At 51.7% G+C, this 14650-nt stretch carries 13 protein-coding genes; 5 read left to right on the plus strand and 8 right to left on the minus strand.

Going from position 1 to position 14650, the window contains the following annotated elements; translation table 11 throughout:
- Positions 1 to 298: 298 nt before the first annotated feature.
- Positions 299 to 5017 (minus strand): DUF3320 domain-containing protein, encoded by a 4719-nt coding sequence (locus V7680_RS07880; RefSeq protein WP_335652738.1) that lies wholly within the window; start codon positions 5015 to 5017, stop codon positions 299 to 301.
- Positions 5018 to 5469: 452 nt separating this feature from the next.
- On the opposite strand from V7680_RS07880, the gene V7680_RS07885 reads away from it, so the two are divergent.
- On the plus strand, positions 5470 to 5856 hold the full coding sequence (locus tag V7680_RS07885; RefSeq protein ID WP_335652739.1) for a YkvA family protein: 387 nt from the start codon (positions 5470 to 5472) through the stop codon (positions 5854 to 5856).
- 104 nt (positions 5857 to 5960) lie between these two features.
- Positions 5961 to 6224 (plus strand): YciI family protein, encoded by a 264-nt coding sequence (locus V7680_RS15745; protein WP_442954993.1) that lies wholly within the window; start codon positions 5961 to 5963, stop codon positions 6222 to 6224.
- 35 nt (positions 6225 to 6259) lie between these two features.
- On the opposite strand, the gene V7680_RS07890 is transcribed toward V7680_RS15745, so the two are convergent.
- The 7 genes from V7680_RS07890 to V7680_RS07920 all read right to left on the minus strand — a co-directional run bounded on the left by V7680_RS07890 (position 6260) and on the right by V7680_RS07920 (position 12344).
- A complete protein-coding gene (locus tag V7680_RS07890) occupies positions 6260 to 7033 on the minus strand; it encodes a protein-L-isoaspartate(D-aspartate) O-methyltransferase (protein ID WP_335652740.1) in 774 nt (257 codons plus the stop codon).
- Positions 7034 to 7293: 260 nt separating this feature from the next.
- On the minus strand, positions 7294 to 8463 hold the full coding sequence (locus V7680_RS07895; protein ID WP_335652741.1) for a glycosyltransferase: 1170 nt from the start codon (positions 8461 to 8463) through the stop codon (positions 7294 to 7296).
- 16 nt (positions 8464 to 8479) lie between these two features.
- Positions 8480 to 9010 carry a DUF2141 domain-containing protein gene (locus tag V7680_RS07900; RefSeq protein WP_335652742.1) on the minus strand — a complete coding sequence of 177 codons (531 nt, stop codon included), beginning with the start codon at positions 9008 to 9010 and terminating at the stop codon, positions 8480 to 8482.
- Positions 9007 to 9975 (minus strand): hypothetical protein, encoded by a 969-nt coding sequence (locus V7680_RS07905; protein WP_335652743.1) that lies wholly within the window; start codon positions 9973 to 9975, stop codon positions 9007 to 9009. Before V7680_RS07905 ends, V7680_RS07900 begins: the two co-directional genes overlap by 4 nt.
- The gene (locus V7680_RS07910) at positions 9972 to 11132 is read right to left on the minus strand and encodes a glycosyltransferase (RefSeq protein WP_335652744.1); all 1161 of its coding nucleotides are present in this window, start codon (positions 11130 to 11132) and stop codon (positions 9972 to 9974) included. The genes V7680_RS07905 and V7680_RS07910 overlap by 4 nt, the downstream gene beginning before the upstream one ends.
- On the minus strand, positions 11129 to 11896 hold the full coding sequence (locus V7680_RS07915; RefSeq protein WP_335652745.1) for a polysaccharide deacetylase family protein: 768 nt from the start codon (positions 11894 to 11896) through the stop codon (positions 11129 to 11131). The genes V7680_RS07910 and V7680_RS07915 overlap by 4 nt, the downstream gene beginning before the upstream one ends.
- A gap of 1 nt (position 11897) precedes the next feature.
- A complete protein-coding gene (locus V7680_RS07920; RefSeq protein WP_335652746.1) occupies positions 11898 to 12344 on the minus strand; it encodes an ion channel in 447 nt (148 codons plus the stop codon).
- 215 nt (positions 12345 to 12559) lie between these two features.
- Between V7680_RS07920 and V7680_RS07925 the strand changes: the two genes are divergently transcribed.
- The 3 genes from V7680_RS07925 to V7680_RS07935 form a co-directional block, all read left to right on the plus strand.
- On the plus strand, positions 12560 to 12931 hold the full coding sequence (locus tag V7680_RS07925) for a PepSY domain-containing protein (protein ID WP_335652747.1): 372 nt from the start codon (positions 12560 to 12562) through the stop codon (positions 12929 to 12931).
- Between the two features lie 115 nt (positions 12932 to 13046).
- Positions 13047 to 13724, plus strand: coding sequence for a response regulator transcription factor (locus V7680_RS07930; RefSeq protein WP_335652748.1), 678 nt, complete (start codon positions 13047 to 13049; stop codon positions 13722 to 13724).
- On the plus strand, positions 13717 to 14650 hold a 934-nt coding region (locus V7680_RS07935; protein ID WP_335652749.1), incomplete at its 3' end, for a histidine kinase dimerization/phospho-acceptor domain-containing protein. The genes V7680_RS07930 and V7680_RS07935, both read left to right, overlap by 8 nt.

The raw sequence follows: 14650 nt of genomic DNA on the forward strand, positions 1-14650 counted from the left end.
TAGCCATCTTAGAACTCGCTGTGTCCCGATTGGGTGACAGCGTTCAAAAGGCAGTCTGCATAGAGAAGTGACCTAGGGGCCAACCTATACAAGCCTTTGATTTGCCTGGAGTTTCTAACAGAAATAATGGTGCACCCGACAGAATTCGAATCTGTGACCTCTGCCTTCGGAGGGTAGCGCCTAATGACGCATATAGCAGAAAACCGCGGTTGCAATGCTAAAATTATACCGAACAAACCCAGATCAAATCATGAATTTGATGCAATTACACCGGAGTTACACCGGAGTTTTAATTCATTCAAAAAATCTGCTCGAGACCCGTTTCGAGCCGTGCCTTCAAGTCTGGGCCAACTCGCTTAAATCCTAGTAGCTGAGCTGCTGAACGGATAAGGTCATCATTATATCCACCTGCATTGTCTTGGCGCGCTATTTCCAATGCGCTGCGTATTTCGATCAAAGAAATATTGCGGGCTTTTAAAATCGGGCCTTGCTCGGAAGAGCGATTACGCACTGGGGGGCTTTTTTGTTGTTCAAGCGTAAACCAGAATTCATCACCATCTCGGAGCACTTGTGAATACTGGCGCGCCTTGCGCAATGCTTTGACTGTAATTTTGTTGATTCTTGCGCCAGCACGTTCCTTCCCAAAAGCGTCCGCTACACGGCGAGCCACTTCTTCCTGATGAATCGGTCCTTCAAGTTCAACAATTCGCTCCACAAGTTCCGCTAAAACATCAGAATGCACTTCATGCGGTTCATGAAACTTTGAAGCGGAGAGGATTGCCCGTTGATAAGGAGGCATTTGACGTTCAACAACATCTGGGATTTGAATCGTGTCAACAGTTGCCGACGGCGCGGACGTTAGCGAAAAATTATTTGATCCGGGAACTTCAATTCCATTCTCGCTCGCCGTTTTGGCCATTTCCAAAGCCACTTCCAATCGTTCGATTTCTGCGGCGCGATTATAAAACCAGTCAGTGCTCCAAATACGGTGGAAGCGCCAACCGAGATGTTCCAGCACATCTTGGCGCAATCGGTCCCGCTCACGCGCCCAAAGCGCCGAATGATAGGTTGCTCCGTCGCATTCTACTGCCAGAATATATCGACCGGGATGCTCAGGGTCACGCACTCCTAAATCGATCTTGAACCCCGCAGATCCCACTTGATTATCTGCAATACAGCCTAATTTCCGAATTTCGTCGGCCACATCCTCCTCGAAGGGAGAGTCCGCGTCTTCACCGGTAATTTCTGCATCGGGCATTAGTCCGGATTGTGCAAATTCTAGAAATCTCTTTAATATCTTTGGCCCCTCTCGTGACACACGACTTGTATCCATGGCCGAAGGATCGAAAGAAGCGAAAATTTGGCACCGAAGCCGTGCGCGTGTGAATAAAACATTCAGACGGCGTTCGCCACCATCTCCATTCACCGGACCAAAAGACATGCTCGTCAATGGCCCGCCCGGTGAAGTTGGCCCGTAGCCAACACTGACCAGAATCACATCACGTTCGTCGCCTTGAACATTCTCGATATTTTTAACGAAAAAGTCCTCTGACTTTCCTTCACGCAGAAATTCATCCAAAATACCGTCTTGTCTGCGTGCAAGCTCCAGCAATTCAGTGATAAGGTTGCGCTGGGCAGAAGAAAAAGTGACGACGCCTAGTGATAGCTTCGGAGTTTGCCGCGCGTGTTCGCTAATTTTAGCAACTATCGCCTCGCCTTCCTTGCGATTATCCCGTTTACCGCCACGATCATACGCGCCGTCTACCTTGGTAAAGCAAAGACCGTAATTGGGGTCGTCCTGCAACGGCGACGGTGGCAAAATGAGGCCGTTCTTATAGAATTCCCGGTTTGACACCTTGATCAACGAAGGATCACGCGAGCGGTAATGCCATTCGAGCATGCGCGAACCAAGTCCGCGAGCTTCGCAAAGACTGAGCACGCTCTCCAATTGACCAAGTTTTGCCGCCCCGCCTAGCAGGTCTTCACCGTCTTCCTCATCATCCTCATCGTCTTCGGAATCGCCAAGCAAACGGTCAAAAAATGACGTGGGGGGAAGCTGCTTTTGATCGCCGACCACAACAATTTGTTTGGCGCGGGCAATTGCGCCCAGCGCGTCCTCTGGCCGGACCTGACTGGCCTCATCGATAACCAGCAGATCAAACTCATGCAGGCCCGGTTCGAGGAACTGAGCCACGGAAATCGGGCTCATGAGCAATATCGGTTTAATCCGACGAATTGCCGTTGGCGCTTTAGTGAATAGTTTGCGCAGCGCGATATGCGCCCGTTTCTTACCTAGCTCACCGCGAACGACGCCCATTTCACCCTGAGCGCCTTTAGGAACCTGAGAAAGATGCTGCGCCAATATGGTAGTAACATTGGCCCTAAACTGATCTTTCTCAAATGTCCTATATTCACCAGCAAGCTTATGCCTGTCAAAATCGCGCAGGTCCCCTAAGGCGCTGTTTTCGTCCAGCGCCCTCTTCCACAAATGCTCTGAGCGAGCGAAGCGCAATTCGGTCACGGCGTCTTCGCTAGATAGAACTTTCGTATCCATTCGAACCGCCAATTCGCTCAAATTGGCTTCATTGAGTGTTTCTGACAATTGGCTATATTGCGCCCATTTCTTATAGTCAGGGATAGACGTGTCCATTGCAGCGAGACGAGCGGATACAAGCGGTGTAGGCGCACCGCCCATTCCATCCTCTCCAAAAACAGAGTGGTTCAAATCGATGATCGAAAATGCAGCCTCAGCATCGGCTTGTGCTACTTCCGCGTTTTCCGCCAACCCCCTTTGCCATTGTTTAAGATTATCCGCGTTTGATGCGACGGCGATTGCCGCAGTTGCGGGTGGTTGAATATCAGCCTCACTCAATCGTATTGCCCATTTTGTAATATTAGCCAGCTGCGCAAAGTTAGTGCGCGATCCGCGCCACTCATCGCCCAGAATATTGGCGCAATAACTCTCATCTTCGTTCCACCGAGTGTGGCTTGCCTGCACCTCAAGAAGATCATCAAGCAATGTCAGGCGTTCCGAAGCTTTCTTCGGCAATTTGTCGACTAGCAGGCCAGCCAGTTCTTTGGACGAATTACGATAGGCTGAACCAAGGCGTGTAAAAAACGAGCTTTCTCCAGCAACAATCGGTCCGCGCATATGGGCTGCTGGCGATGCGAACGCCGCTTCGACAAAATAAGGTTGCAGCGCATCATAGCGCTCCCGCCAAGCATCTCCTTCAGCCAGTGTTTCCAAAAGGCGATTCTGGTCGCCTGCCTGCAAAATTGTCTGAATAAGGGCCTGCGCCTCATCAGGCATGCTTTCCAGCCGCGAAAGCACATCCAATACGGGAACTATGGCATCAAATGTGCATGGTGTTTTGAGTCCCAACGCACCCGCAATGTCGTCATAGACCTCCTGCAAAGCGGTCAGGCTTTGCTGCGCCAGCACAAGTTTTTGGCTCAAGCGTTCCAGGTCAACCGGTTGCAGGTCCAGTTTTTGAATTCCATTAAAGGGGTGGGTTTCAGCTGACCCCAAATCCGAAATCAATTCCCCTATTTGCTCTATCGCTTCAACAAGTTCGTCTTCCTCCTGACGCGACATTTTGCCAATTTCTGAAGAATCCAGCGTCGGCGGCTTTGCACCCATACCCAGATAGCGCGCTTGGCGAGCAAGCATTGCAAACGGCGTTTCGCCCGTATGCCCGATTGTGCCGTGCAAAGCCTCGGCGATTCCGTTCAACCTGTCTCGGGCTGCCCGAAGGCTGTCAGGCGGTCCCGGCACATTTGGGATGGCACCTGCCGCAGTCAGCGTCCGCCCCAGCTCAGCGAGCACAGCTTTCTTGTTCGATGCCTTGGAATGCAGCTCGAGACAAATATCGGCCAGCCCAGTTTTAACCAGACGGTCATGCACCACCGATAACGCCGCCATTTTCTCGGCAACAAACAGCACAGTTTTACCTTCGCGCGCGGCGGTAGCGATAATGTTGGTGATCGTCTGTGACTTGCCCGTTCCGGGCGGACCCTGCACAACCAGATTACGGCCACGCCGGACCTCCTCAATAACCTTGGTCTGCGAGCTATCGGCATCAACGACATGGAAAATCTCGCTAGGGGATAAAATTTCGTCGAGCCGGTCCTGATCGCTGATTGCCGGTTCTTCGCCTTCAAACCCTTCGTGCAACAATCCCTTGACCAGACCATGCTCCTCCAGCGAGCCATCTGGCCAGCGGTCAGGGTCAAGATCGAGATACATCAGCAGTTTGGCAAATGAGAAAAATCCAAGTTGAATGCCGTCGCGGTCAATTTTCCAGCGTGCACGTTCGGAAACAGTCTCTTCCACCAGATCAAAATAATCGGATGGCTGCCAATTGTCGCCCACTTCCAAATCGGGAAGCTCAATGCCAAAATCATCCTTCATTCGCTGGGCAAGCGGCAAATTAGTGACAATATCATCGCCCCTGATCTGCACATCATAAGTTGATGTCCGCTCGTTGCGTTTCAACTCCACTGGCAACAGAATTAGCGGAGCCTCTCGCGAAACCGCCGAATTTTTGTCTTCAAACCATGTCATGAAGCCAAGTGCGAGGTAAAGAATGTTGATCCCCTGCTCTTCCTCCGCCGTCTTCGCCTCGCGCGCGATTTTAAGCAGGCGTTTTTGCAGCGCGTCTGGCCCCAGCTTTACTTCAAGCTGATTGTCGCCAAAGCGTCCGTCATCAAACCCCTCATCACCGGCGTTAACCAATTGCAGTTCGGTGCTGGTATCGTCCTTGTCCTTGCTGATGGCGAGGAAGCGCATCTTTTTGGAAGATAGAAATTCAAATACTGCATCCGAGCGCTCATTGATGATGTTGATTACATTACCGCGTGCATTGGCACGATTGACATGGACCAGCCGGTTGCGCGTGCCGGTCTCGACAAGGCGTTTTCGGGTATCGTCAAAAAGTTTGCGCAAAGCGGACCGGTTCTTGCCGACATTGGTGTCTTCATCGCCATTTGTGGAATTAATGTCATCAAAATTTGTCATTTTATTTCAGTTCCCGCGGGGCCTTTTCAACGCCTGCTACTTGGTCAAAGGCCTAATTGCAGGCTTCGAATTCACGTTTAATGGACATAAGCAATGCGGACCAGGGCAGTAAATAGCATCCGTCCCCGCGCCCAACGAAGCTACATTTTTGAGGTTAATGATCAAATTTCACAATTGGCAAACCCCTAACTTTTGCAGATGTGCAGTGCTTCCAACTGTGTGGCAAAGCATGGTTTTGTGCAAGTATCGCGTCGATAGTTTATAGCAAAATCAAATAAATTTTGTTTAACGGATCAGCCTGTATTTGCAAATTTATTGAGTTTTTCGGGCAGGCATATCGAGGAGAACGCTACGCATCCGCGCGGAAATAAATGCCGTTTCGTTCCTGGGCTTCAATGTATTTTCGCGGCAAACACGTTGCGGACATCATCTGAAGCAGGCTAGATAATCAGATGGTATGGCGAATCAAGGAACTTAAAATATGGGCTAAGGCCCTAAAACGAGACGTGTTTGCTCTCTGGATTGCCGCGCGCAGCGCCCGCACGCCTTGGATCGCCAAGCTAATAGCCGGGAGTGTTGCAGCATATGCTTTCAGCCCTATCGATCTTATTCCCGATTTCATTCCAATAATTGGCTACCTTGACGATCTTATCATCATACCCTTGGGAATTGCTCTTGTTGTGCGTCTTATTCCTGCTCAGTTGATGGCGGAGTTTCGAACAGAAGCATTGCTCATATCAGATCGCCCAATGAGTTATGCAGCAGCGACAGTTGTCATCGTAGTCTGGACTGTGGTTATGGTCGTCTTGGGACATTGGATTATCGGGGATGCTCTCTGATCGACAATCTTCGCCGTTAGTTCGGGAATTTATAGCAAGAACTGTTCGCGCCCCAGAAGCTGCCATTCTAGTTTCGACCAATCGGGGCAATCTGACGCGCTCTTTTGTGGATCAACGGGTGGGGTAAGCACGTCACCGCACATATAGCGTTTCTTAAGTGGCTAATCGATACCGGTCAGAAACGGGCATCCGGGCCAGTTACGGGGCTTGGCAAACGCGCTGGTTTCATCATCATGACGGTTGCTGATGCCGATCAGGCTCGTAGCTTGATCGAACAGGACCCTTTTGCGATCGAAGGCCTTATCGATGAACTTACAATCCTAGAGTGGAATCCGTTGTTCGGCTCGCTCGCTCGAAATGATACTTAATCGCAATTTTTCTTCCGTTATCCTAATTACTGGTTTCAACGATTGCCTCGGGGCCACTTTTGTTTGGTAATCTCGCCCGTAAAATCAACGAACATAACCCAACCGAGTTGCTTGCTTACGATCTGTCCGTTCTTCTTTTTCTCTATTAGAGTCAGATTTTCTTTCCAGAATTTTTCGCCCACGGGGATGACCATTTTGCCGCCGGGTTTTAGCTGGTCCAGCAATGCAGGCGGAACATAAGAGGCTCCTGCCGTGACGATGATGGCGTCAAATGGAGCTTCCGCAGGCCAGCCTTGATAGCCGTCGCCGGAACGGACCACGACATTCTCATAGTCTAGAGACTGGAGCAATTTGCTGGAGCGTTCGGCCAGGGGTTCGACGATCTCGATCGTAAAAACCTTGTTCACCAACGGGCTGAGAATAGCCGCCTGATAACCCGAACCAGTGCCAATTTCGAGAACCTTGTCTCCTGGCTCCAGATCCAGCACATAGGTCATAATCGCGACAATATAGGGATCGGATATTGTCTGACCATAGCCAATGGGCAAAGGGCGATTGTCATAGGCCTTGGCCTTTATATCTTCCGGGACGAAAAGATGTCGCGGAGCAGAGCGGATGGCGTCAATGATCGGCCGCAGCCTGCGTTTGTTTCTATAACCTGATTTTCGGACCTGCTTCTCGATTTCCAAGGCCATCAATTCACGCCGTTCTGTAAAACTGGCGTCCTCGATTTGCGACGAACTTAAAACCTGAATATTATTTTCTTCCGCCTTTGTTGGCGACATGCCCATGAGAAGTAGAGTTGACATGGCGATACATGGCAATCTGTATATTCTGGATTTCCGATGTCGTTTTGTGATCGGCAGATGAACCTGGGAACGGTTTTCAATGGCCATTGTTGCGTGTCGCCCAGATCAATAGCCGCCCAAATCCGGCAAGACAGCTGCAGCCTTCTTTCCCATTGTCATGCGGGACATGAACCAATCCATTTGTTGACGCTGGAGTCCGGAAAGCAGGTATTTTCGGCTCGGCGCGCTCCACTTTGAAGGATTCCGCACATTCGATCTTGTCATGCAGCACGGGATTTCTCCAATCCAGTCGCGTAGAGCGCAAAAAGGTCCCGGAAGTGATGCTCCATATTTTGGACGCTCCCTGATTTTTCCTGCGCTTTCCTTCGGAGACCGGCTCTATTGTCTGCAAAGCGGACTATTGCCCTTGCGGCCGAGCGAGGATCTCCCGACAGATAGGCCAATCCAGCACCGGCCTTGACTTGATCAGCAGCGCCGCCTTGATCCGGCGCGATGATCGGCAAACCACAGGCGCGTGCTTCGGCCGCCACCATGCAGTAAGTTTCCGCCTCGCATCCGTGAATGAGACCATCGGCACTCGCCAACATCGCCGCAAGAGCAGCACGGTCATCCGTTGGCGGTAGAAACTGGATATGCGGATTAGCACGCGCCTCACGCCGTAATCGCGACGTTTCCCCGCCACCTCCTATTTGGATCAACCCGACGGCTCTCTGAGTTCCTGCAGCAGCGGTCGCGGAAATGACCAGTGGCCATCTTTTCTCTGCTGCATGTCGGCCTACTGCCATTAATAGTGTCGCATCGGAGCCGAGCGAACAGCGTGCAAGCATCGCATTACGCAGTTCATTATTGCGCAATGATGCAGAAAAAATATTACGCTCGATGCCCATCGGCACTGTTCGGACGTGTTCCAGACCACCTTCGCGAAGCCTGTCGCCCAAACTGTTGCCAGCACAAATGACGTGATCGTATCGGGAATCCAGCCTCCGCAAATGCCGCCAAAACCAATCGAACTGCCGGTCAATCGTTGACCGTCCGAAAATTTTTCCGAACCAGCGATAAGCATATGCAGATAAAGGGTCGGCATGCATGATCAATGCACGTGGCGCTGCACCCGGCCAATCGGCTACGATGGACGCGCTGTTCCAGGGGGATGAAGCCTCGACAAAATCAGGTCGCTCACGGGTTAGGGCAGTGTGGACTTCATCTGCATCATCAAAATAATGATAGCGACCATCGAACGGGAATCTCTTGCCCGGGATCGTGACAATCCGAGCCGCGGGACCAAAATATTCCACGCTGTGCCCAGAGCCGGGAACGATGATAACGATCTCATGTCCGAGATTCGGCCCGATTGCTAGTTTTTGCCGGACATAGGTTTTTACGCCTCCACCCTCAGGAGAATAAAATGCACAGACATCGACAATCTTCATCAGATCGTTCCTTTGCTCAACGCTTCAAGGGGCGAAAACTGGTAAGCCCTCGGCGATAATTCATGATGATCGTGGTATTTGTGATTCCGGACGTTGCCGATATGCGGGTCGCTGCGGATTTGGGTTTCGACCAGCCAAGCTTCGGATTTGAAGAAAAACCGATTCCATCCACCGACAGTCCGAATTTGCGGTTTGCGTCGCGGTCGTGGAGCAAGGAGAGCGAGTAACTACCAGCCGACGGAACCCGGATGCATAGCTGCGGGGTTCCGGAACTGGGAACAGACACTTCGACCCGCCTGAAGGTCTTGCCTGCCATTAGCAATTTGTTGTCATCCTCCAGAAAATCAATGTCATTGGACGGATAGACTTCGAGCTTCAGTTTTCCCTTGCGGTCCTTCAGTCCTGTCACCGCAACCTGTATTGCAGGGCCGGCTTCACCGCCGCGGCAGCGACCTTCATCCTTTCCCAGATCCGGGGAGGAAGGAATATACTGCGCGGCCAGCAATAACGGGGCTGTGATCGCCGCTGTCAGATACAATAATTTCATAATCTGCTTTCCTTGCTCCGCTTGCGAATAATTTCTGGAACTGAGAGAATTGTAGCCATGACGAGATGGGTCATCAGCAGCAGCGAGGTGATGAGCGCGATTAATTCAGCGATTTCGCTGTCATGGCCGATGATGGTGATCGCGAGCGCGGCGAACATGATGTCTTTGTTCGGGAGAAAGGGGAGGCGTGAAATCAGGAGCCTTCCTGCCGCCAGCAAAAGCCACCAGCGAAAATCGACATCGGGTAGCAACAGATGCCACATCAGCGCGATTGCTGCCGTTGTGAAGATGATCCGAACGGCGTGAATGTAGGAGATGAATCGCAATTCCGATCCAGCGAGGCTGAATAACCGGTTTCGCAGAACCATAATCACGAGCGAAGTCAGCAGCACAAAGCCGATCGAATAATAGGCAGTATTGGCAACGCCTCCAAAATCGAGTGTATGGAACAGCGGATAGAGCAGGGCCAGGATCAGCAGCGTGAAACCGTTGCCAATCAGCGCGGAGAGGATCGTAACGTCCTTGATCGCGCCATAAGGCGATGCATGGATGTCGGCACTGCGTCTCGCCCAAGCATAAAAATAAACCTCGCCCAGATAGCCGAGCAAAATCTCATTGCTGATGAATTTCCGGACCAAAGCTACCAGTCCCGAGAGCGGTATGTTCCAGAGCCGGCGGTATATAAACCATTCCGACACCGGCCCCGAGAAATAATAAGCGAAAAACAGTAGCCAGAACGACGGTAGACTAGGTATTTTTGCAAGGAACTGGGCAAAATCGAGGTTGCGGACTTCGAAAAAAACCACACCGAGAAATCCGAGTGCAACCAAAGGTCCGATCCACTGGGTCCAGTTGACTCCTTTTGTGATCAGCGGAACCAAATTTTCGGGTATAGTTTCGCTCAAACCGCGATGACTGCCAACATTGGGAAGATATGGTCCATATACGGACTCACCATTGCTCATGGTTTTAAGCTCCTGATTTGCAAAAAACCCTGTTCCTTGCGCCGCCGATCCGTCAATGCGGCGAACAAACCTGCGTAGAGTCGACCAGAATTTTCGAGGGTGAATTGCCCGGCCATATCGATGCGGCCCGCAATCAAATGGAAATCAGGAGCAGAAAATTTGATCGCGCGCGCCATATCCTTTTCGTCACCGGCCGCAACGATACGGCCAAGTCTGCCCCCATCGAGCATCGCCGAGATCGCATTGCTGCAATTTGTGGTGATGATCGGGAGCCCAGTAGCCAGAGCTTCAATGATAACCGCCGGAACACCCTCGTAGTTGGAAGACATGAGGTAAAAGTCGGACTTCGCTAGCCATGGGGCGATGTCATCAACATGACCGGCAAAATGGACACATTCTGCCAATCCCAGTGAACGGCTTTGCGCTTCCAGTGATTTCCGCAGTGAACCGTCACCCACTATTACCAATGTGTCGCCGCTGACCGATCCCTTGGCAAATGCACGCAACATCATGGCAATATTCTTTTGTCTGGTGAGCCGTCCCACCGCCACGAAGCGGCGGCCAGCCACCTCCTTCACATTGTTTTTGCGGAGCCGTGCGAGACGATGGATGTCAGCTTGGCTTATAGCGGGATCTGGAATGATCATGGTCCGGTCGTCAGATATCCCCATGCATCGAGCAATTTCGGGTTTCATGGACGCTTCCATGGCAACAACCTGATCGAGAAACATGGCCTGGATTCGAAGCCAGATATGATAGAGCCAGCGCGCCGGAAGGGGTAAATCACGGCGTTCCAGATCATTGCTGATCTTCGCTACGATAGGCGGACAATCGTTGCCGAGCAGCAATTTCATCGCCACCGCCACAACCGAATAGCTATTGCCTGCACAAAACAACACATCCGGTTGTTCGCGGCGTATTGCTCTCGGCAATGTGGCGATCATCCAGATTGTTTCAATCAATGCCGGACTGATTGCAGGTTTCGCCGGATAGATCAGACGCAGTCGTTTTGCTTCGGCAATTCGACCGGCCCCATCTGCGCGGCCCATGAAGACGGGAGCGTCAAGCCCCTGCTTTTGCCAACAAGCGGCAAGGCGCAAGGCAACACGTTCAACGCCTCCCGGTTCAAAGCTGTGCAGGAATGTCAGGATCTTCATGCCACCAGACCTTGCGTCACCGGCAACAGATCAGAGTATCGAGCATGCAAGCGGCCCTGACGGCCCAGCCGGGATATACAGTGATCTATGCTGGAGAGGATTGACGGTTTTGATACATCCCCGGGGTGAACGGCGATCCGCGCGACCGAAGAGCGCGATAAAATGGCAGGGGCGACACTTGCAAAGGCTAGCGAAGAGGCAGTGCGCATCGCGCTGCGACTGGCCCAGGTCACGACCGGACCCGTCGCTAGCGTTTCTCCGGAAACTGGATTCCAGACATGCATATGATCTTCAGCCAGAACAAACCCGACTTCGGCCAAAGCTTCGTGCGCACCCGCCCCGTAGAGCCATGCTGGGGCAATAAATCCGCTGACCGGGCTTCCGGTAATGTCCTCGATCAGCTTTCGCCCGTCCCGCATTTTCTTGGCAGCACGCGCTCGGTCCATCGCCAGAAACTCGCCTTCCCCTGCCGTTAGAAAATTACCGCGAAATCGGTCAAATCGTGATTGGGGGACCTGATCGGCACGATGGTGCCATCCATGCAGAAAAATCTCGACGCCCTGATCCGACCAGTTCTGCAAGCTGCGACGGAAAGACGGCGACTTGGATAGTGGTGCGATACCCCAAAAATCAGGGACCACCAGCATCGCGATATGGTCCGATCCTGCAGATGGAGCGAGCCGGTCGAACAATATGTCCACTTCATTGGCGAAACGCGGACTGACATCGTGGATCGCCGTCAGTAGGATCGGGTTCGAACTCATTTCACTGTTCATCCGATGCTAGCGGCCGGTGGGCCAGCGCGTAGAGAAATGAACCCGACCATGCGAGAAGCAGAAGACCATTGAGTGAGCTTATGCTCGATATTATTCGAATGGCTCCTGTTGGAAGCAGATCACCCTGTCCCAGTGAGGAATAGGTTTCCGCCGCGAAATAGAACATTTCCATTGGGCTGGTGATGGTGGCACTGCTGATCGAGCCAATGTGCAAAACGTCGATGGCGAAACGATAGATCAGCGAATAGAAAAAGATGTCGGCAAGATGCACGGCAATGATCCCGCAGATAATCAGAAGCATGAGAAAATGCCTCCGGCTGGCCGGACGGCGTGCAAGCAAATCAAGCCGGTGGACCGACTCATAATGCAATATGCTGGTGGCCAGCACCGCAATGATCGATAGCAAGAAGGCTTGAAGAACCAGCGAAATATTCATCGAAACGCCTGCACGAAATTACCCTTCTGTTCGGGAAGATTTCGCAGTCGATATGGCGTGAAATTCAAGGCTGCAATCAAGAACAGCGAACATTGGGAAACTGTATATTTGCGGTAATTTGGAGGCAATCTGAGGGTGGCTAGAGACAGGCTCAGGGTCCGGCTGGAACCCTTAGGGTCGCACCAGCCGGACCCACCATAAGAGGAGTAAATAGTATGACGCGTAAATCAAAGATCATCGCCGCCACAGCTTTTATTGGGATTGCCGGCGCAGGAGTCGGCGTGGCTTTCGTTGTTCCCGCTATCGCGGGAGAATCTGAAGCAGCCGACGTTTCTCTGAGCGAACAAGAAGCTGCCCGTATTGCTTTGGTGGCAGCACCGGGTGAAATCCTCGATTCTGAACTTGAAAACGACGATGGTGTAATGATCTACGAGTTTGAAATACAGCAAGGCGACGGCATTCGGGAAGTAGAAGTAGATGCCAATACTGGTGCCATCCTCGAAAATAAGATCGACGATGGCGATGAGGATGAAGGAGAAGGAACAGACGACGAAGATATGGAAGAAGCTGAATCCGACCTGAGCTAGACGTCTTTCCGCTGTGGATCAGATTTTGGTCCTCACCTTGTGCGCCATTGCAAAATTCTCCCCCCTTGCAATGGCGCACTTTGTCTGTTCAACCTCGTGCATTGGGAAATAACGCATGAAAATTCTGTTAGTTGAAGATGACAAAAGCACGAGCGATTATATCGCGCAAGGTTTTGAGCAGGCCGGCCATCTTGTCACAGCATCGGACAATGGCCATGATGGGCTTTTCCATGCAACTGACGGAAATTTTGATGTCATAATTCTAGACCGGATGCTCCCGGGGTTGGACGGTATTGCAATAATTGCCGCAGTAAGAAGCGCAGGCGGGACAGTTCCGATATTGATGCTGACTGCCAGAGCCGGGTTGGAAGACCGAGTGGACGGGCTCGATGCCGGAGCAGATGATTACCTGGTCAAACCCTTTGCGTTCTCCGAACTTCACGCGCGACTTAATGCTTTGGTGCGTCGGCACCGACCCGAATCGGCAGAACCAACTTTGTCAGCGAACGGAATAGAACTGGACAGGTTAAAGCGTCTGGTTCGGCGAGGGGGCCATCCCGTCGTATTGCAGCCCCGCGAATTTTCACTGCTCGAAGAATTGCTCCGCAATTCCGGAAAGGTTGTAACGCGAACAATGTTATTGGAACGGGTCTGGAACTTCCATTTTGATCCTAAAACCAATATTGTCGAAACACATATCAGCCGCCTGCGCTCTAAATTGAACGAGGGATATGAAGAAGACGCGATCGTTACCGTTCGGGGTGCCGGTTACATGATTACCACCGATGAGTAATTTTCCGCGCATCTTCAAGCCGCGTTCGATGCGCGAACTGGCTTTACTATATTCAGTTTGTTTCATGATCGCGACTGCCATTCTCGGTTTTGCAGTTTATTCCTCTACACGGGATGCGCTCCAGCAGCAGTTGGACAGTCGAATCAGGGCTGAGACAAATGATCTTTTGAATGTGTATGAATCCGATGGGATGGCGGCATTGTCAGAGGAGATCATGCGACACGAGGAACAAGGCGGGATTACCCAGATGGGCTATATTCTGACCGACAATGGAGGGAAACGCCTAGCAGGCCAGATGCAGGCGACCACGCCCAAGGTTGGCTGGTCGATTATCAATTTTATCGATGAAGATGAAGGAACTGATCAGGCGCGTGCCTACACAATCGCTCTTAGCAATGGCGGCCGTTTGGTAGTGATTGCCGATCAGGAAGCAATAGAAGAAATTGGTGAAGTCTTGATGCAGCAATTTCTGATCGCTTTTGTTGCAATATTTTTAATCGGTGTCGGCGGAAGCTTCGTTCTGACGCGGTTGCTGCGGCGAAGGCTCAGTGGGATAAACGAGACGGCATCAGCGATTATTGGCGGTGATCTGAGCCAGAGAATATCGCTCGACGGATCGCGCGGCGAGTTTGATCGCCTGTCCCAGACGCTCAATGCCATGCTTGATCGCATTAGCGACCTAATGGACAATTTGCGTCAGGTGTCGGGAGATATTGCCCATGATCTGCGCAGTCCGCTCAACCGCTTGCGTCAGAATTTGGAAACAAGCCTGTCGGAAAAGCTTGGACCTGTCGAACAACGAAGCGCCGTTGAAGCTGCTATCGTGCAGGCAGATGAAATGTTGGACATATTTTCTGCGATTCTCGGCATTTCAGAGATTGAGGGCGGCCATATAAAGTCCACATTCAAGCGTGTCCGTCTTGACC

The organism is Parasphingorhabdus sp. (genome assembly GCF_036963705.1).
GTDB lineage: Bacteria > Pseudomonadota > Alphaproteobacteria > Sphingomonadales > Sphingomonadaceae > Parasphingorhabdus.

Bases quoted from the DNA above. Each gene is read 5' to 3' on its own strand.
- V7680_RS07880 (WP_335652738.1), bottom strand. From the start codon at position 5,017: ATGACAAATTTTGATGACATTAATTCCACAAATGGCGATGAAGACACC.
- V7680_RS07885 (WP_335652739.1), top strand. From the start codon at position 5,470: ATGGTATGGCGAATCAAGGAACTTAAAATATGGGCTAAGGCCCTAAAA.
- V7680_RS07890 (WP_335652740.1), bottom strand. From the start codon at position 7,033: ATGTCAACTCTACTTCTCATGGGCATGTCGCCAACAAAGGCGGAAGAA.
- V7680_RS07895 (WP_335652741.1), bottom strand. From the start codon at position 8,463: ATGAAGATTGTCGATGTCTGTGCATTTTATTCTCCTGAGGGTGGAGGC.
- V7680_RS07900 (WP_335652742.1), bottom strand. From the start codon at position 9,010: ATGAAATTATTGTATCTGACAGCGGCGATCACAGCCCCGTTATTGCTG.
- V7680_RS07905 (WP_335652743.1), bottom strand. From the start codon at position 9,975: ATGAGCAATGGTGAGTCCGTATATGGACCATATCTTCCCAATGTTGGC.
- V7680_RS07910 (WP_335652744.1), bottom strand. From the start codon at position 11,132: ATGAAGATCCTGACATTCCTGCACAGCTTTGAACCGGGAGGCGTTGAA.
- V7680_RS07915 (WP_335652745.1), bottom strand. From the start codon at position 11,896: ATGAGTTCGAACCCGATCCTACTGACGGCGATCCACGATGTCAGTCCG.
- V7680_RS07920 (WP_335652746.1), bottom strand. From the start codon at position 12,344: ATGAATATTTCGCTGGTTCTTCAAGCCTTCTTGCTATCGATCATTGCG.
- V7680_RS07925 (WP_335652747.1), top strand. From the start codon at position 12,560: ATGACGCGTAAATCAAAGATCATCGCCGCCACAGCTTTTATTGGGATT.
- V7680_RS07930 (WP_335652748.1), top strand. From the start codon at position 13,047: ATGAAAATTCTGTTAGTTGAAGATGACAAAAGCACGAGCGATTATATC.